21 protein-coding genes are annotated in these 23761 nt (G+C 71.8%); 7 read left to right on the top strand and 14 right to left on the bottom strand.

Going from position 1 to position 23761, the window contains the following annotated elements:
* Positions 1–7: 7 nt before the first annotated feature.
* Positions 8–652 (top strand): LppX_LprAFG lipoprotein, encoded by a 645-nt coding sequence (locus tag ACIBKY_RS30565; RefSeq protein ID WP_397101871.1) that lies wholly within the window; start codon positions 8–10, stop codon positions 650–652.
* On the top strand, positions 649–2178 hold the full coding sequence (locus tag ACIBKY_RS30560) for an MFS transporter (RefSeq protein ID WP_397101869.1): 1530 nt from the start codon (positions 649–651) through the stop codon (positions 2176–2178). Before ACIBKY_RS30565 ends, ACIBKY_RS30560 begins: the two co-directional genes overlap by 4 nt.
* Here the strand turns inward: ACIBKY_RS30560 and aspS are convergent.
* From aspS to ACIBKY_RS30495, 13 genes are all read right to left on the bottom strand, one after another.
* Positions 2129–3364, bottom strand: a complete 1236-nt coding sequence (gene aspS / locus ACIBKY_RS30555; protein ID WP_397101867.1) for an aspartate--tRNA(Asn) ligase — start codon at positions 3362–3364, stop codon at positions 2129–2131. The two genes, ACIBKY_RS30560 and aspS, sit on opposite strands and share 50 nt — an antisense overlap.
* 264 nt (positions 3365–3628) lie before the next feature.
* Positions 3629–5032 (bottom strand): ribosome biogenesis GTPase Der, encoded by a 1404-nt coding sequence (gene der / locus ACIBKY_RS30550; RefSeq protein ID WP_397101865.1) that lies wholly within the window; start codon positions 5030–5032, stop codon positions 3629–3631.
* 38 nt (positions 5033–5070) lie between these two features.
* Positions 5071–5787 carry a (d)CMP kinase gene (cmk, locus tag ACIBKY_RS30545; protein ID WP_397101863.1) on the bottom strand — a complete coding sequence of 239 codons (717 nt, stop codon included), beginning with the start codon at positions 5785–5787 and terminating at the stop codon, positions 5071–5073.
* A 79-nt stretch (positions 5788–5866) separates the two neighbouring features.
* Positions 5867–6997: an NAD(P)/FAD-dependent oxidoreductase gene (locus ACIBKY_RS30540; RefSeq protein ID WP_397101861.1), complete on the bottom strand. Its 1131-nt coding sequence runs from the start codon at positions 6995–6997 to the stop codon at positions 5867–5869.
* A gap of 58 nt (positions 6998–7055) precedes the next feature.
* Complete coding sequence (locus tag ACIBKY_RS30535; RefSeq protein WP_397101859.1) at positions 7056–8132, bottom strand: prephenate dehydrogenase; 1077 nt, start codon at positions 8130–8132, stop codon at positions 7056–7058.
* Entirely contained in the window at positions 8129–8488 is a 360-nt protein-coding gene (gene aroH, locus ACIBKY_RS30530; RefSeq protein ID WP_379612910.1) for a chorismate mutase, read from the bottom strand. The genes ACIBKY_RS30535 and aroH overlap by 4 nt, the downstream gene beginning before the upstream one ends.
* 71 nt (positions 8489–8559) lie before the next feature.
* Positions 8560–10410 (bottom strand): pseudouridine synthase, encoded by a 1851-nt coding sequence (locus tag ACIBKY_RS30525; protein WP_397101857.1) that lies wholly within the window; start codon positions 10408–10410, stop codon positions 8560–8562.
* Positions 10407–10964: an SMC-Scp complex subunit ScpB gene (gene scpB, locus ACIBKY_RS30520; RefSeq protein WP_397102164.1), complete on the bottom strand. Its 558-nt coding sequence runs from the start codon at positions 10962–10964 to the stop codon at positions 10407–10409. Before scpB ends, ACIBKY_RS30525 begins: the two co-directional genes overlap by 4 nt.
* Positions 10965–11697: 733 nt before the next feature.
* Positions 11698–12516, bottom strand: a complete 819-nt coding sequence (locus tag ACIBKY_RS30515; protein ID WP_397101855.1) for a segregation and condensation protein A — start codon at positions 12514–12516, stop codon at positions 11698–11700.
* The gene (locus ACIBKY_RS30510; RefSeq protein ID WP_379612913.1) at positions 12513–13454 is read right to left on the bottom strand and encodes a ParA family protein; all 942 of its coding nucleotides are present in this window, start codon (positions 13452–13454) and stop codon (positions 12513–12515) included. The genes ACIBKY_RS30515 and ACIBKY_RS30510 overlap by 4 nt, the downstream gene beginning before the upstream one ends.
* Before the next feature lie 116 nt (positions 13455–13570).
* The gene (locus tag ACIBKY_RS30505; RefSeq protein ID WP_397101853.1) at positions 13571–14476 is read right to left on the bottom strand and encodes a site-specific tyrosine recombinase XerD; all 906 of its coding nucleotides are present in this window, start codon (positions 14474–14476) and stop codon (positions 13571–13573) included.
* Between the two features lie 6 nt (positions 14477–14482).
* Positions 14483–15079, bottom strand: coding sequence for an NUDIX domain-containing protein (locus ACIBKY_RS30500; protein ID WP_397101851.1), 597 nt, complete (start codon positions 15077–15079; stop codon positions 14483–14485).
* Positions 15076–16737 (bottom strand): CTP synthase, encoded by a 1662-nt coding sequence (locus ACIBKY_RS30495; RefSeq protein ID WP_397101849.1) that lies wholly within the window; start codon positions 16735–16737, stop codon positions 15076–15078. The genes ACIBKY_RS30500 and ACIBKY_RS30495 overlap by 4 nt, the downstream gene beginning before the upstream one ends.
* Positions 16738–16846: 109 nt before the next feature.
* On the opposite strand from ACIBKY_RS30495, the gene ACIBKY_RS30490 reads away from it, so the two are divergent.
* From ACIBKY_RS30490 to ACIBKY_RS30475, 4 genes are all read left to right on the top strand, one after another.
* Positions 16847–17512 (top strand): acyltransferase, encoded by a 666-nt coding sequence (locus ACIBKY_RS30490; RefSeq protein ID WP_397101847.1) that lies wholly within the window; start codon positions 16847–16849, stop codon positions 17510–17512.
* A gap of 89 nt (positions 17513–17601) precedes the next feature.
* Positions 17602–18309 carry an MgtC/SapB family protein gene (locus ACIBKY_RS30485; RefSeq protein WP_397101845.1) on the top strand — a complete coding sequence of 236 codons (708 nt, stop codon included), beginning with the start codon at positions 17602–17604 and terminating at the stop codon, positions 18307–18309.
* 33 nt (positions 18310–18342) lie between these two features.
* Complete coding sequence (locus ACIBKY_RS30480; RefSeq protein ID WP_397101843.1) at positions 18343–19452, top strand: NAD(P)H-dependent flavin oxidoreductase; 1110 nt, start codon at positions 18343–18345, stop codon at positions 19450–19452.
* Positions 19453–19456: 4 nt separating this feature from the next.
* Positions 19457–20191, top strand: a complete 735-nt coding sequence (locus tag ACIBKY_RS30475) for a GntR family transcriptional regulator (protein WP_397101841.1) — start codon at positions 19457–19459, stop codon at positions 20189–20191.
* On the opposite strand, the gene ACIBKY_RS30470 is transcribed toward ACIBKY_RS30475, so the two are convergent.
* A complete protein-coding gene (locus ACIBKY_RS30470; protein ID WP_397101839.1) occupies positions 20188–22515 on the bottom strand; it encodes an FAD-dependent oxidoreductase in 2328 nt (775 codons plus the stop codon). The genes ACIBKY_RS30475 and ACIBKY_RS30470 overlap by 4 nt on opposite strands.
* A 142-nt stretch (positions 22516–22657) precedes the next feature.
* Between ACIBKY_RS30470 and ACIBKY_RS30465 the strand changes: the two genes are divergently transcribed.
* Positions 22658–23557, top strand: coding sequence for a phosphotransferase (locus ACIBKY_RS30465; protein ID WP_397101838.1), 900 nt, complete (start codon positions 22658–22660; stop codon positions 23555–23557).
* The last annotated feature ends 204 nt before the right edge of the window (positions 23558–23761 follow it).

The following is a 23761-nucleotide window of genomic DNA, read 5'->3' as shown; positions in this document are numbered from 1 at the left end:
TCCGGACATGCTGAGAAAGCTGCTGATCGTCCTTGCCCTAGCGCTGGCCGCGGCCTGCTCGTCCGGCGGCGGGGCGGCGCTGCCCAGCGGTCCCGACCTGATGAAGAAGTCCGCCGAGGCGATGACGTCGGTCAAGTCCGCTTCGTTCGCGATCGCCACCGAGGGCAAGCCCAAGGTGCAGATACGCAAGGCCGACGGCCGGCTGACCTCCGCCGGCGACGCCGACGGCACGCTCACCATCGAGGTGCTCGGCAGCCTTCAGGAGATCAGCTTCTTCGTGGTCGGCGACACCGTCCACTTCAAGGGCCCCACCGGCGGCTTCCAGAAGATGGCGAAGAAGGACCTGGCCCAGATCTACGACCCGTCGCTGATCCTGTCGCCCACCGAGGGCATCGCCAAGCTCCTGTCGACCGCCACGGACCCGCGGGTCGAGGGCGAGGAGGGCGCGGCGTACAAGGTCGCGGCCACCTTCTCGCCCGAGGTCCTGGGCAAGCTGATCCCCGGCGTCTCCCAGGGCGTCAACGGCGTGCTCCTGGTCGACAAGGCCTCCTCCCGCCTGACCAAGGCCACCCTGCCGCTGCAGGACGGCTCGGTGATCGTCTCGTTCAGCGACTACGACACCCCGGTCACGATCACCCCGCCCGCGGGATGAGGGCGGCGCGCCGGGTCGCCCTCGGCGTGGGCGGGACGGTGGTGCTGCTGGCCGCGCTCGACGCCTACGTCGTGGTGACCGTCCTGATCGACATCGCCACCGAGGTCGGCGTACCACTGAACCACCTGGAGCGGGCCACGCCGGTGGTGACCGGCTTCCTGCTCGGCTACATCGCCGCGATGCCGCTGCTCGGGCAACTGTCCGACCGGTACGGCCGGCGTCCCCTCATCCACGCCTGCCTGGCCGCGTTCGCGCTGGGCTCCCTGCTGACCGCGCTGGCCGGATCGCTGCCCATGGTCGTGGGCGGGCGCGCCCTGCAGGGCATCGCGGGCGGCGCGCTGCTGCCGATCACGATGGCGCTCATCGGCGACCTGTGGGACGAGCGCGAGCGCCCGGTCGCCCTGGGCGCGGTCGGCGCCGCCCAGGAACTCGGCAGCGCCCTGGGCCCGCTCTACGGCGGCGTGCTGGCGCTGATCCCGGCCTTCCAGGTGTTCGGGGTGGAGCTGGGCGGCTGGCACGCCATCTTCTGGATCAACCTCCCGCTCGCCGCGCTGGCCGCGATCGCGGTGCAGCGCACGGTTCCCGGCCGGCCGCCGGTCCCGGTCGCCCCGGCGGCGACCAGGATCGACACCGTCGGCGGCGTACTGCTCGCGCTGGCGCTGGCCCTGCTGGTCGTCGGCTTCTACAACAACGACCCGGCCAAGGCGATCCTGCCGCCGTGGGGCCTGCCGGCGATCGCCGCCGGCCTCGTCGTCGGGGCGGTGTTCGTCTGGTGGGAGATCCGCTCACCGGTACGCCTGCTCGACCTGGCCGGCACCCGCAAGGGCCCGCTGCTGGCCACGCTCGGCGTCAGCTTCCTCGCCGGCGCCGCGCTGCTGGTCACCATGGTGTTCGTGCAGTTCACCGCACAGACGCTGCTGGACCTGGAGGCGCTGGAGGCCTCGCTGGTGCTGGGCCGCTTCCTCATCGCGCTGCCGGTCGGCGCCGTGCTCGGCGGCCTGCTGGCCCGCCGGCTCGGCGACCGCCCGGTCACGGTCGCCGGCCTGCTCGTCGCCACCGTGGGATACGTGCTGATGAACCGCTGGCCGCTCGACCTGACCGGGCACCCGATCGACCTCGCGCTCATCGTCGCCGGCCTCGGCCTGGGCCTGGTCATCGCGCCCATCTCGGCCGCGGTGCTGCGCGTGACCCCGGCGGTCCAGCACGGCGTCGCCTCCGCCGCCGTCGTCGTGGCCAGGATGATGGGCATGCTCATCGGCATCGCGGGCGTGTCCGCCTGGGGCTTCTACCGCTTCCAGTCGCTCACCGCCGACCTCGACACCCCGCTGCCCGTCGGCGTCGACGCGGCCACCTACGCCCAGCAGCTGGCCGCCTACACCGCGAAGGTGAAGGCGGCCCTGCACGTGGAGTACACCGAGATGTTCCTCGTGACCGCCGTGCTCTGCCTGCTGGGCGCCGTGGTGGCCCTCTGGATGCCTACGGCGAGAGGCGATGCAGGTCGCGCGGGAACAGAGTCGCCTGCCTGATGTTCGCCGCGCCGGTCAGCCGGGCCGTCCAGCGCTCCAGGCCGATGGCGAAGCCGCCGTGCGGCGGCATGCCGTACGCGAAGGCCTGCAGATATCCCCGGTACGGCTCCGCCGCCTCCCCCCGCTCGGCCAGCGCGGCGAGGTAGTCGGCGTGCCGGTGCAGCCGCTGTCCGCCCGTGACCAGCTCCAGCCCGCGAAACAGCAGGTCGAAGCCGTTGGAGTAGCCGGGCCTCGCCGGGTCGGGATGGGTGTAGAACGGGCGCTTGGCCATCGGGTAGCCGGTGACGAACAGGAAGTCCGAGCCATGCTCGCGCCGCGCCCACTCCGACAGCTCACGCTCGCGCGCCGGCGACAGGTCGGGCTCGTCGCTGACGTCGGAGAAGTGCACCGCCGGGATCTCGGCGGGCACCTCGGGCAGCAGGTCGCCGGCCTGCGGGACGCGGCGCCGTACCGACTCGACCATGCCCGCGACGGCCTCGCGCAGGACCGCCATGACGTCGCGGTGGTCGGTGACGAAGCCGAGCTCGGCGTCGAGGCTGGTGTACTGCGCCAGGTGGCGGGCGGTGTCGTGCGGCTCGGCGCGGAAGACGGGCCCGACCTCGTAGACGCGCTCGAAGACGCCGACCATCATCTGCTTGTAGAACTGCGGAGACTGGGCCAGGTAGGCGCGGCGGCCGAAGTAGTCGACGGAGAAGACGTCCGCGCCGGACTCGGTGGCCGACCCGACCAGCTTGGGCGTGTGGATCTCGGTGAACGCCAGCCGGTCCAGCGTCTCCCGGAACCCCGCCACGCTGGCCGCGGAGATCTCCAGCGGCAGGCGGAGCACGGGATGGCGAAGAGCCAGCGGCGCGTGGTCGAGCACGGTCGGAAGTGCCGCGCTCACCTCGGGACGGAACAACTCGAACGGCGGCCGGGCGGCCTCGCCCAGCACGGTGATCTCGGGTTCGGTGATCTCGACGCCGCCGGGCGCCCGCGCGCTGGGCGTGGCGAACCCGGTGATCTCGACGGCGCTCTCCTCACCCGGCAGATCCGGGCTGGTCGTGACCGCCTGGGCCAGGCCCGCACGGTCGCGTACGACGAGGAAGGACACGGATTTCAGCTGCCGGCGGCGATGAACCCATCCGGCGATCTTGACTCGTTGCCCGGCGTGCTCAGCGAGCTCCGCCGACAGGACACGAGAGATCATCACAACTCCTCAGGGAAGATGCATGACCCCTTGGGAGTGCGGGGGAGAAGGGAACTCCCGGTGCCACCGCACTTTCGCCGCCCCCGCGAGGAGGCGGCCTCCACGACCCGATGACGGGGGTCAGACCGGCGGGGCATTTCCTCCCCGCACTCGGGAGTGTCTTCGCCCGGGGGGCGCGAGGCCGCCTTTCCAGCTTCCGGCGGCTCTCTGGACCCGCGCGGGTCCCCCGGGCTACTCGTCTCCTTCTGCGTGTTGCCGTCCAGCCTACTTCTTGGGCGCGGCCCCGCTCTTCCGCTTTTCCCTGATCTTCATGGTCACCTCAAGGGGCGAACCGGCGAAGCCGAACTCCTCGCGCAGCCGGCGCTCGATGAAGCGCCGGTAGGTGTCCTCCAGCCAGCCCGAGGTGAACAGCACGAACTTCGGCGGCTCCGTGGACGCCTGCGTGGCGAACAGGATCTTGGGCTGCTTGCCGCCGCGCACCGGCGGGGGCGTCGCCTGGACCAGCTCGGTGAGGAAGGCGTTGAGCCGCGACGTCGGCACCCGGGTGGACCAGGAGTCGAGCGCCTTCTCCAGCGCCGGGACGAGCCGGTCGACGTGCCGGCCGGTCTTGGCGGAGATGTTGACGCGCAGCGCCCACGGGGTCCGCACGAGCTGCCGGTCGATCTCCTTCTCCAGGTAGTAGCGCCGGTCCTCGTCGACCAGGTCCCACTTGTTGAAGGCCACGACCATGGCCCGGCCGGACTCGATGACCAGCCCGATGATGCGCAGGTCCTGCTCGGTGAGCGGCTCGGAGGCGTCGATGAGCACGACCGCCACCTCGGCCTTGTCGAGCGCGGCGCGCGTGCGCATGGCGGCGTAGAAGTCGGCGCCCTGCAGCTCGCGGTCGCGGCGGCGGATGCCGGCGGTGTCCACGAAGCGCCACGGCTTGCCGCCGAGCTCGATCAGCTCGTCGACCGGGTCACGGGTGGTGCCCGCCATCGGGTCGACCAGCACCCGGTCCTCCCCCGCGAGCTTGTTGAGCAGGGAGGACTTGCCGACGTTGGGCTTGCCGAGCAGCGCCACCCGGTGCGGGCCACCCTGCTCGCCGAACTTCAGCTCGGGCGTCTCCGGCAGCGCGTCCAGCACGATGTCGAGGAGGTCGCCGCTGGAGCGCCCGTGCAGGGCCGAGACGGGGTACGGCTCGCCGAGCCCCAGCGCCCACAGCCCGGAGGCCTCCAGCTCCAGCTGCTGGTTGTCGACCTTGTTGGCGGCCAGGATGACCGGCTTGCCGGACTGGCGCAGCACGTTGCCGACGATCTCGTCGGCGTCGGTGGCGCCCACGGTGGCGTCGACCACGAACAGGATCACGTCGGCGAGCTGGACGGCCACCTGGGCCTGCTCGGCGATGCGCAGGTTCATGCCGGTGGCGTCGGGGTCCCAGCCGCCGGTGTCGACCACGGTGAAGCGGCGCCCGCGCCAGTTGGCGTCGTAGGCGACGCGGTCGCGGGTGACGCCCGGCACGTCTTCCACGACCGCCTCGCGGCGGCCGATGATGCGGTTGACCAGCGTGGACTTGCCGACGTTCGGGCGTCCGACGATGGCCACGACGGGCAGCGGCCCGCTGTCGTCGTCATGGTCACTGATCTGCAGGTCGTCGAACTCAGCCTCGACCCAGTCCCCCGTGTTCACGATGTTCTCGTCCTTCGTGTGAGTACCGCACCTGAAGGTCAGGCGCGCTCGTTGACCCGGTCGCGCTCGCTCCGGAACCCGCCGGCCGACGGCCCCTGGTCCCCTTGCCGCGCGACCACACTCAGCACCGCGTCGATGACCTCTTGCAGGGTCAGCGGCGTGGTGTCGAGCTCGATGGCGCCATCCGCCATCGACAGTGGATCTGCCTTACGTGTTGAGTCCAGGGTGTCACGCCTGGCCATGGCGGCCTGCTGCGCCTCCACCGTGGTGCCCGACAGCTCCGCGGTGCGCCGCAGGGCGCGCGCCTCCGCGCTGGCGGTGAGGTAGATCTTGACGGCCGCCTCCGGCCAGACGACCGTGCCGATGTCACGGCCCTCGACCACGATGCCGCCGGCACCGATGATCTCCCTCTGCAGGGCGACCAGCCGGGTCCGCACCTCGGGCACCGCGGCCACCGCCGAGACGGAGCCGGTGACCTCGCCCGTGCGGATCGGCCCGGCGACGTCGGTGGCGCCCACGTGGATGGTCGGCCCGTCCGGGTCGGTGCCGCTGACGATCTCGGGCTCGCCGCAGCGCGCCGCGACGGCGGCCGGATCGGCCACGTCGACGCCCTGCTCAAGCATCCACCAGGTCATCGCCCGGTACATCGCCCCGGTGTCCAGGTAGCGCAGGCGCAGCGCACGGGCCACCCCGCGCGACGCGCTCGACTTGCCCGACCCCGAAGGGCCGTCCATGGCGACGACCAGACCGGCCACGGTCTCTCCCTCTTCACGGCTTTACCTCAACCTGAAGAGGCTACCGCCTCCGCGTCACTCGCCGATCCAGCTTCGGTTCTCAGCCGCTGCTGAGACGGAACGCGCGGGCGGGCACCAGGCGCCGCTTCAGCAGCGCGAAGCCCGGCAGCGGGCTGCTGCTGACCGTCTCCTTGTAGACGACGGCCCAGCGCCCGGTCAGGTACGCCCGCCGCGGGCTGTCGTCAGCCCGCGTGAACTGGATGACCCCGTCGGCCCGCCCCAGGCTGAGCGGCTGGTGGAAGTACCCGAACCGGAACGGCCTGGCCCTCCTGCCCCGCAGCCGCGCGGCGATCACGTCGGCGGCGTGCAGGGCCGTGGGGATGCCGCTCTGGCAGGTGCCGTGAATGACCCCGTACGGCTGGCCGACGGCCGCCGCGTCCCCGACCGCGTACACGTCGGGATGCGAGACCGAGCGCAGCGTCGCGTCGACGACCACGCGCCCGCGCCCGTCGACGGCCAGCCCCGACTCCCGTGCCAGCGGCAGCCCGATGGTGCCCGCGGTCCACAGCGTGACCGAGGACGCGACGAGCTCGCCCCCGGCCAGCTCCACCGCGTCGGGCAGTACCTTCTCCACCTCGACGCCCGCGCGCACCTCGATGCCGAGGCGGTCCATCGCCCGCCGTACGTAGGCGCGGGCCTTGTCGCCCATCATCGAGGCCGGGGTGCCCCGGCTGAGCAGGACCACGCGCAGGTGGGGGTGGGCTTCGGCGATCTCGGTGGCCGACTCGACGCCGGTCAGGCCGCCGCCGGCGACCACGACCGTGCCCTCGGTGAGCTGTTTCAGCGCGTCGGCCAGCCGTACCGCGCCGTCGTGGTCGTCGTAGACGTGCGCGTGCTCGCGCACGCCCGGGGTGGAGCGGTCGGTGACGGTGCCGAGCGCGTAGACGAGCTTGTCGAAGCGGGCGACGCGCCCGCTCTGGAGCGTGACCTCGTGCCGTCCCGGATCGAGTCCGGTGACCCGGTCACGCAGGAAGGTGATGCCCGTGCCGGCGATCACCTTGTCGATGGCGTGGCCGGTCAGCCGCTGGCCGGCGGCCGTCTGGTGCATGCGCAGCCGCTCGGTGAAGCGCGGCGAGGCGTTGACCAGCGTCACCCTGACGCCCAGGCGGCGGGTCTTCACCGCGATCCGGATCGCCGCCATCATCCCGGTGTATCCGGCTCCCAGAACCATGATGTGTGTCATACCGGGAAGACGGATCCACCGCCTCGGAACGTGACATCCGCGGGGCCTACGGCACCTGCCAGCCACGCTCGTGCAGAGCCTCCTGCAAAACGGCCACCGCGTCCGGCTGCACCGACACCTCCGCCAGGCCCAGGGGCAGGCCCGGAGCGTGCTCCAGCCGGACATCCTCGACGTTGACCCCGACCTCATCACACACCTGGAACAACCGGGCCAGCTGACCCGGCCGGTCACCGATGACCACCTGGACGACGCCGTAGGCGGCGGCCGGGCCGCCGTGCTTGCCCGGGATGCGCCCGTGCCCGGCGACGCCCCGCTTGAGCAGCTGCGTGACGTCGGGGCCCGCGCTCTGGTCGCCTCCGGCCAGCGCGCGCAGCGCCGCCGCGGCCTCGGTCAGGTCGCGCGATACCGCCTCCAGCACTTCGGCGACGGGCGCGGCGTTGCCCGACAGGATGCCCAGCCACAGGCCGGGGTCGCTGCCGGCGATCCTGGTCACGTCCCGTACGCCCTGACCGGCCAGGCCGAGCGCCACGTCGGACGCCTCCGACAGCCGGGCCGCCACTGCGGAGGCGGCCACGTGCGGCGCGTGCGAGACGAGCGCGACCGCGCGATCGTGCTCCTCGGCGCTCACCTCGACCGGGTTGGCGCCGCACAGCCCGATCAGCTCCAGCACCGCCCGCTTCGCCTCGGGCCGCGCCGCCTCCGTCGGGCACAGCGCCCACGGCCGTCCCAGGAACAGGTCCGCCCTGGCCGCCCCGGGCCCGGCCTTCTCGCGGCCGGCCATCGGGTGCGAGGCCACGTAGAGGCCCATGTCGCAGCCCAGCTCGACGGCCCTGGCGATCGGCATGGCCTTCACGCTCGACACGTCGGTGTAGAAGCGGGCGGCCTCGCGCCGCTGCAGGCCGCGCAGCTCGGTCGCCACGTGGTCCGGGGGGACCGCGACGATCGCCAGGTCGGCCTGTTCGCCGGAATGCCATTCCTGACCGGCGCCCATCTCCCTGGCCAGGCGGACCGCGCCGAGGTCGCGGTCGGCCAGCAGGACGCTCACGCCGCGCTGACGCAGCGCCAGCCCGATCGAGGTGCCGACCAGGCCGGTGCCGAGGACGAGGACGCTCTCGAGCTTCATTGGGCGATGTCCTCACGCAACGCGACGGCGCCGCGCAGGTAGACGTGGCTGATCTCGCCGCGTGGCCGGTCGGTCTCCACGTGCGCCATCAGCCGTACCACGCGCGGCAGCGCGCCCGGCACGTCGATCTCCGTGCAGCAGATCAGCGGCACGTCGTGGAAGCCCAGCTTGCGCGCGGCCAGAGCGGGGAACTCCGCCGTCAGGTCGGGCGTCGCGGTGAACAACACGCTGATCACGTCGTCGGTCGAGAGCCGGTTGCGCTCCATGAGCGTGCTCACCAGCTCCGTCGTCGCCTCGATGATCGCGTCGCGGGTGTTGGCGCCGACCTGGATCGCCCCGCGAATCGCCCGGACCATGGTGCTCGTCCCCTTCATAAGGCATGGAGCCCGTACGCGGCGGTACGGGCTCCTGGGTATGGGCTGCCAGATTACATCTTGACGGCGGCGTACAGCTCGCCGACTTCCGCCAGCGACAGCGCCCTGAGCGTGCCCGCCTTCGTCCGGCCCAGCTTGACCGGCCCGAACTCGATCCGCGCCAGGTCGATCACGCGGTGACCCGACTCCTCCAGCATGCGGCGCACGATGTGCTTGCGGCCCTCGTGCAGCACCACCTCGACCAGCGCCTGCTGGCCGTGCTCCTGCACGATCGAGAAGGAGTCCGCGCGGGCGAGGCCGTCCTCCAGCTCGATGCCCTCACGAAGCCTGCGGCCCAGGTCGCGCGGGATCGGCCCCGGCACCTTCGCCCAGTACTTCTTCTGCACCCCATAGCTCGGGTGCGTCAGCCGGTTGGCCAGCTCGCCGTCGTTGGTGAGCAGCAGCAGGCCCTCGGTCTCGGTGTCCAGCCGGCCCACGTGGAACAGCCGCGGCGCCAGCTCCTGCACGTAGTCGGCCAGGCACGGACGTCCCTGCGGGTCCTCCATCGTGGACACGACGCCGATCGGCTTGTTCAGCGCGTAGTAGACGAGGTCGGGGGCGGTGGGGATGCGCTTGCCGTCCACGTGGATGATCTGCTCGGCCGGGTCCACCTTCGCGCCGAAGCGGCGGACGATCTGGCCGTTGACGGTCACGCGACCGGCGCCGATCATCTCCTCGCAGGCACGCCGGCTGGCCACGCCCGCCTGGGCGAGCACCTTCTGCAGCCTGACGCCGCCGGGGACCTCGGTGGTGTCCCGCTCGTCGGTGTAGCCGGGCTCGAAGAACGCGGTGTCGCGGATGGGCTGGCGGGCGGTCTTGAACCGGTCCGACGGCTTGTCGCCCCTGCCCGGCCGCTCGTCACGCCGCGGCCCCCTGCCGGTGCTCTGCCCGCCGGTGGTCTTCCCGCCGGTACGGCTGCCGCCGATCGTCTGGACGTCGTCGCGCTTGCCGTACCGTGCCCTGGTGGGGCCGGGCGCGGAGTCACGCCGCCCACCCCGGGCGGCCCGGAACCCGTCGCCGCCGGAACGCTCCGCCCGGTCGTCGCGGGGCTGGTAACCACCACGGTCACGGTCGTCACGGCCCTGGTAGCCGCCGCGGTCGCGGTCGTCACGCCGCTGGTAACCACCACGGTCGCGATCGTCGCGCCGCTGGAAACCACCACGGTCACGGTCATCGCGGCCCTGGTAGCCGCCGCGGTCGCGGTCATCACGCCGCTGGTAACCACCACGGTCGCGATCGTCGCGCCGCTGGAAACCACCACGGTCACGGTCATCGCGGCCCTGGTAGCCGCCACGGTCACGGTCATCACGCCGCTGGTAACCACCGCGGTCGTCACGGCCCTGGTAGCCGCCACGGTCGCGGTCATCACGCCGCTGGTACCCGCCGCGGTCACGGTCATCGCGCCGCTGGAAACCACCACGGTCGTCACGACGCTGACCCTGGCCGCCACGGTCATCGCTACGGCCCTGGTAACCACCGCGGTCACGGTCATCGCGCCGCTGGAAACCACCACGGTCGTCACGACGCTGACCCTGGCCGCCACGGTCATCGCTACGGCCCTGGTAACCACCACGGTCGCGGTCATCACGGCCCTGGTAACCACCACGGTCGCGGTCATCACGGCCCTGGTAACCACCACGGTCGCGGTCATCACGGCCCTGGTAGCCGCCGCGGTCGTCGCGGCGGTCGGTGGGCTTGGTGGGGCGGGTCCGGGAGCCGCCCCTGTCGGCGCGCAGGGAGTCTCGGTCCCCGCCGCCGCGTCGGTCGTCGGAGCGGAAGGCGGGACGCCCGCCGCGGCCCGTGTGGCCGCCCGAACGTCCTCGACCGCGTCCATCACCGGACGGGGTGCTTCGCCTGTTGATCACTTCGTTGTCTCCTCGAGGTTCTCCACGTCGTCCGGGAGGAGCGGCGCGAGCTCGGGGAGCTCGCCGATGTCCTTCAGTCCCAGACGCTCCAGGAAGTATGAGCTTGTCCGGTAGAGCACTGCCTGGCTCTCCGGGTCGGTGCCGGCCTCTTCGACCAGCCCCCTGGCGACGAGCGTACGCATGACGCCGTCGCTGTTCACACCGCGTACCGCGGCCACGCGGGCACGGCTCACCGGCTGCCGGTAAGCCACGACCGCGAGAGTCTCCAGAGCAGCTTGCGTGAGCCGCGTCTGCTGCCCGTCGCGCACGAAGCGCTCGACCAGAGGCGCGCACTCGGCCCGCGTGTAGAAACGCCAGCCTCCCGCCACCTCTCTCAGGTCAAAACCCCGCCGATCGGCCGTGTATTCCGCCGCCAGCTCCGAAAGCGCCTGCCCGACCTCTTGCCTCGGCCTCTCCAGCACCTGAGCCAGCGTCACCTCGGCCACCGGCTCATCCACCACCAGCAGAATCGCCTCCAGCGAAGCCTTCAACCCCAGCCCCGCCTCCTCACCCAGCCACCCGGCCCCAGCCCCGGCAAGATCCGCCTCGCCGCCCGTTCCCGGAATCTCCCCCGCAGAGCCCGTTCCCGGAACCTCCCCGGAAGACGGCACAGCCGCGACCGAAGCCGCCACGTCAGGGACCGGCGCGCCCGAAGCCTCCCCGCTCAAGCCAGAGGCGGCCGAAGCCACACCGGCCGGGTCCACGTCCGCCCGGACCGGAGCCTCCACAACCGAGGCCCGGCCCGAGGTGACGGGAGCCGCGCCGACAGAGTCCGCCTCCTCAGCCGGATCCGCGGTGTCCTCCGCAGACACCACGGCCGCCGGGTCGGGGTCGTCGTCGGGCGCCAGCGTTTCAGCCGGGAGGTCCGCCGCCAGGCGGTCGTCCTCCGGCGCGGGCGCTTCAACCGGGAGGTCCGCCGCCAGGCCGTCGTCCTCCGGCGCGGGCGATCCAGCCGGAAGTTCCACCGCCGGGCGGTCGTCCTCCGGCGCGGGCGCTTCAACCGGGAGGTCCGCCGCCAGGCCGTCGTCCTCCGGCGCGGGCGATCCAGCCGGAAGTTCCACCGCCGGGCGGTCGTCCTCCGGCGCGGGCGTTTCAACCGGGAGGTCCGCCGCCGGGCGGTCGTCCTCGGCGTCGGCGGGCAAGCGGGGTGCCGGGGTGGGCGGGGTGGTGGACAGGGCGCCGGGGAGGGTCATCCAGGCGGGCAGGTCCGGGTCCGCGGAGCGGCGGGGGGCGGGCGGGGTGTCGTGCTCAGGCATCGGTCTTCTTCTCCGCGGGTTCTTCGTAGTCGTCGCCGACCGAGATGTCGCCGTCGTCGGTTCCGGTCCAGGTGACGTGGAGGTCGCCGAGTGGTTCGACCTGGTCGAAGGTCACGGCCGACTCCCGGAACAACTCCAGCACCGCCAGGAACCGGGCGATCACCTCGAAAGTGCCCTCGCAGTCGGCGACCAGGGCGCGGAACGTGGCCTTGCGCATCCGCCGCAGACGCCGCACCAGGATAGCCGCCTGTTCGCGGACGCTGGCGAGTGGTTGGTAGATGTGACCGACACTCACCGTCGGCGGCAGCTTCGGGGTGAAGGCCTTGGCCGCGATCCTGGCGAGCTGGTCGGGCCCGATCCCCAGGATCAGCTCGGGCAACAGATCGGCGAACTCCCGCTCCATGGGCACGACGCGCGGGAAGCGCAACGCCTCCTCCGCCATCTTGCCGGCGAAGATCTTCGCCACCTGTTTGTACGCCTTGTACTGCAGCAGCCGGGCGAACAGCAGGTCACGCGCTTCCAGGAGCGCGAGGTCCTCTTCGTCCTCCACCTCGCCGGAGGGCAGCAGCCTGGCCGCCTTGAGGTCGAGCAGGGTCGCCGCCACGAGGAGGAAGTGGCTGGTCTGGTCGAGGTCCCATTCGGGCCCGCGCGACTTGATGTAGGCGATGAACTCGTCGGTGACCTTCGACAGGGAGACCTCGGTGATGTCCAGCTTGTGCTTGGAGATCAGGCCGAGCAGCAGGTCGAAGGGGCCCTCGAAGACGTCCAGGTGGACCTGGAAGCCGCCTTGCTCGGTCGAGGTCGATGTCACCTGGCCATTGTCGCAGGAGCGGGCCAGCGCGACAGCACTTCGCGGGCCAGCTCACGGTAGGCGTTGGCACCGAGCGAGGACGGGTCGAAGGTCGTGATGGGCTCCCCGGCGACGGTGGCGTCGGGGAAGCGGACGGTGCGGTTGATCACCGTGTGGAACACCTTGTCGCCGAAGGCCTCGACGACCCGGGCGAGGACCTCGCGGCCGTGCAGGGTACGCGCGTCGTACATGGTGGCGAGCAGGCCTTCGATCTCCAGCTCGTCGTTGAGCCGTTCCTGCACCTTGGCGATGGTGTCCATGAGCAGGGCGACGCCGCGCAGCGCGAAGAACTCGCACTCCAGCGGCACCATGACGCCGTGGGCGCAGGTCAGCGCGTTGACGGTGAGCAGGCCCAGGGACGGCTGGCAGTCGATGAGGCAGACGTCGTAGTGCGGCAGCAGCGGCTTGAGCACGCGGCCGAGCACCTGCTCGCGGGCCACCTCGGTGACGAGCTGGACTTCGGCTGCGGACAGGTCGATGTTGCTGGGCAGGAGGTCGAGGTCGTCGACGCCGGTCTCCAGCAGCACGTCCTCGGCGGAGACGTTGCGGTCCATCAGCAGGTTGTAGACGGTGAGGTCGAGCTGATGGGGGTTGATGCCGAGGCCGACCGAGAGCGCGCCCTGCGGGTCGAAGTCGACGAGCAGGACCTTCAGCCCGTATTCGACGAGCGCGGCGCCCAGGTTGATGGTGGTGGTCGTCTTGCCGACGCCACCCTTCTGGTTGACCATCGCGACGACGCGCGCGGGCCCGTGGATCTCGCGCCGGGCTGGTTCCGGGAACACGGGACGCGGCCTTCGGGTGGGGCCCAGGTTCACGCCGGCGGTGGGCGTGGCCGTCTTCGTGTCACCCCAGGGGTTTTCGGGGTTCCCCTGGGTCGATCCGTTGGTCGTCACAGTCACCAGCTCGAACCTCCCTGACGATCCCGAACCGGACCGTCCGGACGGACACTATGGCGTCAGCACTTAACGCGGCAAGGCGGCACGCCGTACTCGCCGCACGTCGCAAAGACTATAGATCACTGCCGGGCGCGCGGATGCGCCGCGGCGTAGACCTCGCGGAGCCGGTCGACCGTCACCAGCGTGTACACCTGGGTGGTGGTCACCGAGGCGTGACCGAGTAGCTCCTGGACCACCCTAACGTCGGCACCGCCGTCGATGAGGTGGGTTGCGAAGGAATGGCGCAACACGTGGGGGGAAATCCCGGCAAGTCCGGCTCGTTCCGCGGCGGCCTGGAGCACTTCCCAGGCGCCCTGCCGGGTCAGGCGGCCGCCCCGGGCGTTCAGGAACAACGCGGGCGTGCCCCGCCCATGGGCCACCAGACCGGGGCGGGCCCGGACGAGGTAGGCGTCGAGGGCTTCGCGGGCATAGCGGCCGAGCGGGACCACGCGCGTGCGGCCGCCCTTGCCGCGCAGCCGTACCTGCTCGGGTTCGAGGTCGTCGACGGCCAGGCCGACGGCTTCGGAGATGCGGGCGCCGGTGCCGTACAGGACCTCCAGGAGCGCGCGGTTGCGGAGGGTCAGCGGCGCGCCCTCGGGACCGGAGGCGGCGAGGAGGAGCTCGACCTCGTCGACGGTGATCGGCTTCGGCAGGCGTCGTAGCTGGCGCGGCGGGCGCACCTGGTGGGCGGGGTCGTGGCCGGTGACGCCCTCGCGCAGGGCGAAGCGGTGCAGGCCGCGTACCGCCGAGACCGCCCGCGCGGCCGAACTGGCCACGAGGGCGGGGTGCTCGCCGTCGCCCTCGCGCAGCGCGGACAGGAACGCCAGGACGTCGGCCTCGGCCACCTGGTCGAGCTCCAGGCGCCCGCGCGCCTGGAGATGGTCGACGTAGCGGCGCAGGTCACGCTTGTAGGAGGCGAGCGTGTTGACAGCCAGACCCCGCTCCACCGCCAGATGGGCGAGGTAGCTGGAGAGCACCGCCTCCACGAAAGCTCACTCCTCAGGTGCGTCGGCGGGCCGCAACAGCCCGAACCCTTCGACCGATGCCGCGTACGCGGCGAGGATACCGGCCACGGCCGGGGAATTGTGGATCATTCCCATGAGCGCTTTCTCGACGGCGTCGGCGAGGGGTACCCATTCGACCGGCATGTCGGTCTCTTCGTGCTTGCGCTCGAAGTCGATCTCGGTACGGCGCAGCCCCCGCGCCAGGAACACCCGGATGCGCTCGTCGGTCATGCCCGGCGAGCTCATCAGGTCGACCAGCGTGTACCAGGTGTCGGCGGCGTACCCGGCCTCCTCGGCCAGTTCACGCGCCGCGGTGGTGACCAGCGGCTCGCCCTCGACGTCGCGGATGCCGGCGGGCAGCTCCCACAGCAGGTGGCGCACCGGGTGGCGGTACTGGCGCAGCAGCAGCACCCGGTTCTCCTCGTCGAGCGCGAGGACGGCGACCGAGCCGGGGTGGACGACGTAGTCGCGGTCGGCGACGTCGTCACCCGGCATGCGCACGGAGTCGGTGCGCAGGCCGATCACCCGGCCCTGGAAGTGCTTCTTGGAGGCGACGACGTCCCACTGCTGCGCGGTGTCCCTCACTTGGCGACCTTGGCGGAGACGCGGCCGTCGGCGAAGGCGAGGGCCGCGGCGATGAGGCCCTTGAACAGCGGGTTGGCCCGGGTCGGGCGGGACTTGAACTCGGGGTGCGCCTGGGTGCCGATGAAGAACGGGTGGGTCTCGACGGGCAGCTCGGTGTACTCGACGAGGCGGCCGTCGGGCGACAGCCCGGAGAAGACCAGGCCGACCTTCTCCAGCTGCTCGCGGTAGGAGTTGTTGACCTCGTAGCGGTGGCGGTGGCGCTCGTCGGCCTTGGCCTTGCCGTAAAGCTGCCTGGCCAGGCTGCCTTCGCCGAGCTTGGCGGTGTAGGCGCCCAGGCGCATGGTGCCGCCCATGTCGCGCTCGCCGGCGACGACGTCCTCCTGGTCGGCCATGGTGGAGATGACCGGGTGCTTGGTGTCGGCGTCGAACTCGGCGGAGTTGGCGTCGACGACCCCGGCCAGGTTGCGCGCGGCCTCGATGACCATGCCCTGCATGCCGAGGCAGATGCCGAGCAGCGGCACCTTGTTCTCGCGGGCGTGCTTGATGGCGCCGATCTTGCCTTCGATGCCGCGTACGCCGAAGCCGCCCGGGATGAGCACGCCGTCGACGCCGTCGAGCTCGCGGGAGGCGCCCTCGTCGGTCTCGCAGTCGTCGGACTTGACCCAGCGGATGTTGACGCGGGCGTCGTTGGCGAAGCCGCCCGCGCGCAGCGCCTCGGTGACCGACAGGTAGGCGTCGGGCAGGTCGATGTACTTGCCGACCAGCGCGATCGTGACCTCCTTGGCCGGGCGGTGCACGCGCCGCAGCAGCTGCTCCCACTCCTTCCAGTCGACGTCGCGGAAGGGCAGGCCGAGCCGGCGCACGACGTAGGCGTCGAGGCCCTCGGTGTGGAGCACCTTGGGGATGTCGTAGATGGAGGCGGCGTCGACCGCGCTGACGACGGCGTCCTCGTCGACGTCGCACATCAGGCTGATCTTGCGCTTGATGGAGGTCTGCACGGGCCGGTCGGAGCGCAGCACGATCGCGTCGGGCTGGATGCCGATGCTGCGCAGCGCCGCGACGGAGTGCTGGGTGGGCTTGGTCTTCAGCTCGCCGGAGGGACCGATGTACGGCAGGAGCGAGACGTGCAGGAAGAAGACGTTGTCGCGGCCCACCTCGTGGCGGATCTGGCGCACGGCCTCCAGGAACGGCAGCGACTCGATGTCGCCCACGGTGCCGCCGACCTCGGTGATGACCACGTCCACGTCGGGACCGGCCATGCCGCGGATGCGGTCCTTGATCTCGTTGGTGATGTGCGGGATGACCTGGACGGTGTCGCCCAGGTACTCCCCGCGCCGCTCCTTGGCGATGACGTTGGAGTAGACCTGGCCGGTGGTGACGTTGGCCGAGCCGTGCAGGTCGGTGTCGAGGAAACGCTCGTAGTGCCCGACGTCGAGGTCGGTCTCCGCGCCGTCGTCGGTGACGAAGACCTCGCCGTGCTGGAACGGGTTCATCGTGCCGGGGTCGACGTTGAGGTAGGGGTCGAGCTTCTGCATCGTGACCCGTAGCCCGCGTGCCTTGAGCAGGCGGCCGAGGCTGGAAGCCGTGAGCCCCTTGCCGAGACTGGAGGCGACACCGCCGGTGACGAACAGATGCTTGGTTTGCGATGCGCTGCGCAAAGGGGCTCCCGTGGCTCGAGGTGTGGCTATGTGTCCACGGGCTCTCAGGATATCAAAGAACGCCCCCGACATGCCCGAACAGCATGACCAAGCGGTAACTTTGGGCCCTATGTCACACGTACGGCGGGCGGCGGGCGCGCTGATTCACCGCGCCTACGCCGCTTTGCGCAGAGCCGGGGCGATCAGCCCGTCCAGTCCGGGAGGCTATCGCTTCCGCCATCTGGGCGAAGGCGTGTCGATCGCGTTCCCGCCCGGGGCGATCTTCGGCGAGCAGTGGATCGAGATCGGCGAGGGGACGCTCGTCGGGGAGCGGGTCTCGCTGTCGTGCGGCATGGGGCCGGGCGTGGACCTGGGCCCGGACTCGATCCTGCGGATCGGCGGAAGCTGCTCGATCGGGCGCGGCAGCCACATCGTGGCGCACCAGTCGATCGACGTCGGCGACCACGTGTTCACCGGCCCGTACGTGTACATCACCGACCAGAACCACGTCTACGACGATCCCGAGGTACCCATCGGGCGGCAGTGGCCGAGGAACAGCCCGGTCTCGATCGGCCCCGGCTCGTGGCTGGGCGCCGGCGCGATCATCCTGCCGGGAACGCGGCTGGGGCGGCAGTGCGTGGTGGCGGGCGGCGCGGTGGTGCGGGGCGAGTTCCCCGACCACAGCGTGGTGGCGGGCATCCCGGCCAAGCTGGTGCGCCGCTACGATCCGGCGCTGGGCTGGCACTCCCCCGGCACCTCCGCGATCACGTCGCTGGACCGCCAGGCGACCGCCTGAACCTCCACGGGCCGCCCGAAGGACCCATGGACCGTTCATAACCCGGCAAAGGCCGCCTCGCGCCCGTCCCGGCGGGGGACATACCGGGCGTGGAGATCGATCTGCTGCTGCGCCTGGTCGCGGCCGCGGTGCTCGGCGCCGTCATCGGCATCGAGCGGCAGTGGCGGGCCCGGATGGCGGGCCTGCGCACGAACCTGCTCGTCGCCGTCGGCGCGGCCCTGTTCGTGCTGCTCAGCGCGTACGGCTTCGCCGGCGCCACCGCCGACCCGACCCGCGTGGCCGCGCAGATCGTCTCGGGCATCGGCTTCCTCGGCGCGGGCGTGATCCTGCGCGAGGGGTTCAACATCCGCGGCCTCAACACCGCGGCGACCCTGTGGTGCGCGGCGGCGGTCGGCTCCCTGGCGGGTGCGGGCATGTACCTGATGGCCACGGCGGGGACCTTCCTGATCGTGGTCGCGAACACGCTCATGCGCCCGCTGGGCCGCTTCCTCGACCGGCGGCGGGCGGCCCGCCGTACCCGCTACCGGTTCGAGGTGCGCTGCTGGGACGACGACCAGGCGCACGTGCGCAAGCTGGTCGTCAACGCGCTGACCCGGCCGGAGCTGCGGCTGCGCAGCCTGCAGGGGCAGGAGGCCGACCGGCGCGGCCAGGTGGAGGTGATCGCGATCGTGGACAGCCTGCGCCGCGACGAGAACCTGTTCGAGTCGGCCACGAGCCGGCTCAGCCTGGAGCCCTCGGTGACCTCGGTGTCGTGGACGGTCGAGGGCGAGGATGACGACGACGAGGACGACTCCTAGACCGAACAAGGTTCTGGGGGTTAGCGTCGCGGCATGCGCACCGAACTGGCCGACAGGCTCGGCGTGGAGTTCCCGTTGTTCGCCTTCAGCCATTGCAGGGACGTGGTGGCCGCGGTCACCAACGCGGGCGGGTTCGGCGTCCTGGGCGCCATCGCCTACTCCCCCGCCGAGCTGGACACCGAGCTGTCCTGGATCGACGAGCAGGTGGGCGGCCGGCCGTACGGGGTGGACGTGCTCGTCCCCGGGAAGATCGAGGGGCCGCGCGTGGACGTCGCGGCCTTCATCCCGGAACGGCACCGCGACTTCGTCGCGCACCTCTTCCGCAAGTACGGCGTCGCCGCGGCCGGCCGGGAGATCCGCTCGGCCGACGAGTTCGCCGGCAGGGTGACGGCGGCCGGCGCGACCGGCCTGATCGACGTGGCGCTGAAGCACCCGATCGGCCTCATCGCCAGCGCCCTGGGACCGCCGCCGCCCGAGATGGTGGCCAGGGCGCGCGAGCACGGCATCCCGGTGGCCGCCCTGGTCGGCACCGTGGAGCACGCGCGCAGGCAGGTGGCGGCGGGCGCGGACGTCATCGTCGCCCAGGGCACCGAGGCCGGCGGGCACACCGGCGAGATCTCCACGATGGTGCTGGTGCCGCAGGTCGTGGACGCCGTGGGTCGGGTCCCCGTGCTCGCGGCGGGCGGCATCGCCGACGGGCGCCAGATGGCCGCGGCGATGGCGCTCGGCGCGCAGGGCGTGTGGTGCGGGTCGGTCTGGCTGACCACCGAGGAGGCCGAGACGGCCCCGGCGGTCAAGCGCAAGATGCTGGCCGCCTCCTCCCTCGACACCGTCCGCTCGCGGTCGCGCACCGGCAAGCCGGCCAGGCAGCTGAAGTCGGCGTGGACCGAGGAGTGGGACGCCGCGCCCGAGAGCCCGGGTCCGCTGGGAATGCCGTTGCAGATGCTGGTGGCCGAGAGCGCGATGGCCCGCATCGGCGCGGCGGCCGAGCGCGGCGAGCCGGGCGCCGTGGAGCTGGCCGGCTACTTCGTCGGCCAGGTCGTGGGCCAGCTCGACCAGGTCAGGCCGGCCCGCGAGGTGGTCTACGCGATGGTGAGCGAGTTCGCCGACGCGGTGGAACGGCTGCGGCGCCTGTCAGAGTAGAAGGGTGGAGTTCGTCGAACTGGCCAGGGGCGGCGGGGTGCCCGCGCACGTCCAGATCGAGCGCTGGCTGCTGGAGGCGATCGCGCGCGGCGAGATCGCGCCGGGCGACCGGCTGCCGGGCGAGCGCGATCTGGCGGCGCGGCTCGGCGTGTCGCGGATGACGCTGCGGCAGGCGCTGGCGACGCTGGAGGCGCGCGGCGTCCTGGTCCGTACGCAGGGGCGCGGCGGCGGGGCGTTCGTGGCCGAGCCCCGGGTCGAGTGTGACCTGACGGGGCTGGCCGGGTTCACCGAGCGGATGCGCAGGGCCCACCTGACCGCCGAGGCCAGGCTGCTGCGGGCGCGTACGCGCCGGGCGCCGCCGGAGGTCGCGGCGGCGCTGGAGCTGCAGCCCGCGGCGCCGGTGCACGAGATCGCCCGGGTGCGCTCGGCGGGCGGCTCGCCGGTGGCGCTGGAGTTGTCGTTCTTCCCCGCCGCGCTCCTGCCGGGCCTGCTGAGGGAGGATCTCGGCGGCTCCCTGTACGACCTGCTGGCCGCCCGCTACGAGCTGGCGCCCGGCCGCGCGGTCGAGCACCTGGACCCGGTCGTGGCCACCGGCGAGCAGGCCACCGAGCTGGGCATCACGCCGGGCACGCCGCTCATGCGCATCGAGCGCACCGCCTACGCGGTCGCGGGCGTGCCGGTGGAGTACGCCCGCGACCTGTACCGCCCCGACCGGGTACGCCTGACGGTGCGGACCTAGCCGACGGTGCCGGTGACGCGCTCGCCGAACAGCTCCACCTCCACGCCGGTGCCCGGCTCGGCGTTCAGGTAGGCGTAGGCCAGCGAGGCGCCCAGCGTGTAGCCGTAGCCGCCGGAGGTGACGCGCCCCTCCACTCGGCCCTCGACGCGCACCGGCTCGTTGCCGAGCACGACCGCCCGCGGGTCGTCCAGCGTGATGCGGCGCAGCCGCCGCGGCGGTGACGGGTCAAGCGCCGCGCGGCCCAGGAACTCCTTGTCCATCTTGACGCAGAAGCCCAAGCCCGCCTCGTACGGCGTCGTCTCAGGGCCGAGGTCGGCGCCCCAGACCCGGTAGCCCTTCTCCAGGCGCAGGCTGTCGATGGCCTTGTAGCCGCAGGCCATCAGTCCGTGTGGCTCACCGGCGGCCCACAGGGTGTCCCAGAGCGCCCTGCCGTACTCGCTGGAGCAGTAGAGCTCCCACCCGAACTCGCCCACGAACGTCACCCGCAGCGCCAGCACCGGCACGTCGCCCACGGTCAGCTCGCGCGCGGACATGAACGGCGCGTCCAGCGGGTCCGCGGTGAGCGTGGCCATGATGTCGCGCGCCTTCGGACCCCACAGGGCGAAGCAGGCGTACTGCCCGGTCACGTCGGCGATCCGCGCCCCCGAGCCGCGCAGCCTGGCCTGCTTGCGCAGCCAGCCGAGGTCGTGGGAGCCGAACGCGGTGCCGGTGACGATGAGGAAGTCCTCCTCGCCGCGCCGGGTGACGGTGAAGTCGCACTCGATGCCGCCACGCCGGTTGAGCGCCTGCGTGTAGGTGACCTGGCCGGGCTCGCGGGCGACGCGGTTGGCGCAGACCCACTCCAGCAGCCCGGCCGCGTCGGGGCCGCTCACCTCGATCTTGGCGAACGAGCTCTCGTCGAACAGTCCCGCGCCGGTGCGGGTGGCGCGGTGCTCGGCGCCGATCGCGGGATGCCAGCCGCGCGCCGCCCACCCCCGCGGCTCCTCTTCCTTCCGGTACGGCTCCGCCGCGTTCGGCGCGTAGTAGTTGACCCGCTCCCACCCCGACTTCTCCCCGAAGACGGCGCCGTGGGCGGCGTGCCAGGCGTAGGCGGGCGAGGTGCGCAGCGGGCGGCCGGCGGCGCGCTCGTGGCCGGGGTAGCGGATGTCGTAGTAGGTCTCGTAGTTCTCCACGACGCGTTTGCGCGTGTAGGAGGGTGAGCGGTACTGGCGGCCGAAGCGCCGGATGTCCATGTGCCACAGGTCCATGGACGGCTCGCCCTCGACGATCCACTCGGCCATGACCATGCCGATGCCGCCCGCCCCCGCGATGCCGTGCGCGCAGAAGCCGGCCGCCACGTAGAAGCCGCCGACCTCGGTCTCGCCCAGGCAGAACTCGTTGTCCGGGGTGAACGCCTCCGGCCCGTTGATCATCTTGCGGATGCCGACGTCGCCCAGGGCGGGGACGCGGATGGCTGCATTGTCGGAAATTTCGGTGAATCGGTCCCAGTCCTCCGGCAGCAGACGGCCGTTGAAGTCCGCCGGGACCGGGTCCAGCCAGGGTGCGGAGGTGCGCTCGTAGCCGCCCATGACCAGGCCCTGGACGTCCTGGCGGTAGTAGACGAGCAGGTCGGGGTCGCGCAGCGTGGGCAGGCCGGTGTGCTCGTGGAAGCCTTCCGTCACCACGTACTGGTGCGACATCGGGATGATCGGCACGCGTACCCCGGCCATGCGGCCGATCTCCGGGGCGAACATGCCGCCGCAGTTCACCACGATCTCGCAGTCGACGTCGCCCCGGTCGGTACGGACCCGGCGGACCCGGCCCCGCTCGACGTCGATGCCGAGGACCCGGGTGTGGGTGCGGATCGTGGCGCCGCCCTCGCGGGCCAGGCCCGCCAGCGCGTAACAGAGCTGAGAGGGGTCGATCTGGCCGTCGGTCGGCAGGTACGCGGCGCCGACCACGCCCGCGGGGTCCATGAGGGGGAACAACCCGGCCGCCTCGGCCACCGAGATCTCCTCCAGCGGCAGGCCGTACGTGCGGGCCCAGCCGATCTGGCGGCGGATCTCCTCCATGCGCTCGGGGCTGGAGGCGAGCTTGATGCCGCCGCACTCGGTCCAGACGTCGAGTTTGCGGTAGAGCTCGACCGAGTACTGGTTCATGCGGGTCAAGGTGGGGTCGGCGCGCAACTGGCCGACGAGTCCGGCGGAGTGGAAGGTGGAGCCGCTGGTCAGTTCGTCGCGGTCGAGGACCAGGACGTCGCGTTCGCCGAGTTCGGTCAGGTGGTAGGCCACGCTGGCGCCGCCGACGCCACCGCCGATGATCACGATCCGGGCCGAGTCGCTCATGCTCGTGACGCTAACCGGCTCGACGTAAAAGGTCTAGACCGTTTCCTTCTCGATCGGGCGCGTGTCGCGGGTGCGTGAGGCACGATCGGAGATGGGGGCACGGTGCTAGCATCGCCGGTCAATCTTGACGAGGAGAGCGCCCATGGATGAGGTTCTCGACCGCATTCCCCTGCTGGCGGGCCTGCCGCGTACCGTCGAAGAGCTTCCCGGGGGGCTCACCAACCGCAATTACAAGGTGAGCGTGCCGGGCGCGGCGTACGTGGTCAGGGTTCCGGCCAGCGAGGGCGGGCTGCTGGGCATCGACAGGGACGCCGAGCACGCCAACTCGATCGCGGCCGAGCGGGCGGGGGTCGGGGCGCCGGTCCACGCCTATCTGCGGGAGCTCGGGGTGCTGGTGGTGGGGTACCTGCCGGGGCGCACGTTCACCGAGGCGGACCTGCGGGACTCGGCGAACCTGCCGCGGGTGGCCGAGGCGTGCCAGAGGCTGCACAGCGGGCCGCGCTTCTCCCGGGACTTCGACATGTTCGAGATCCAGAAGGGGTATCTGAAGATCGTCCAATCCCGAAATTTCCGCCTCCCCGCGAAATATCGGGATTTCGAGCCTCAAGTGGCGCAGATCCGTGAGGCGTTGAAGGTCCGCGACGAGGGGACCGTCCCCTGCAACAACGATCTGCTGCCCGGCAACTTCATCGACGACGGCGAGCGCCTGTGGCTGATCGACTACGAGTACTCGGGCAACAACGACGCCTGCTTCGAGCTGGGCAACATCTGGAGCGAGTCCGACCTGTCGCTGGAGCAGCTGGAGGAGCTCGTCACCGCCTACTACGGCCGCCGCCTGCGCAACCGCGTCGCGCGGGCGCGGCTGCTGGGCCTCATGTCCAAGTACGGCTGGACGCTGTGGGCCGCCATCCAGGACGGCGCCAACGAGTCCATCGACTTCGACTTCTGGTCGTGGGGCATGGAGAAGTACGAGCGCGCGATGGCCGAGTTCACCGGCCCCGCCCTGGCCGGGCTGCTGGACGAGGTCACCCGCCCCGACTGACCACGCGGCGATGAGTCGCGTCGGTCCCGCTCAGCCCTCACCCGCGCGGGTCTACGACTACGGACGCGGATCGCCGACCCCGGCACCGGCCCGACTTCGGCGCCGTCGCCCTCCGGGTGCGGGCCGGAGGCGGGTGCGGGCCGGAGACGGCCGTAGGCGACAACGGCCCGGTCGTGCTCGTCCACGACCGGGCCGGCGGGTGCC

The sequence above is a fragment of the Nonomuraea sp. NPDC050394 genome, from assembly GCF_044459065.1.
In the GTDB taxonomy this organism is placed as follows: Bacteria; Actinomycetota; Actinomycetes; order Streptosporangiales; family Streptosporangiaceae; genus Nonomuraea.
This window is presented reverse-complemented; position numbering and strand designations above follow the sequence as displayed.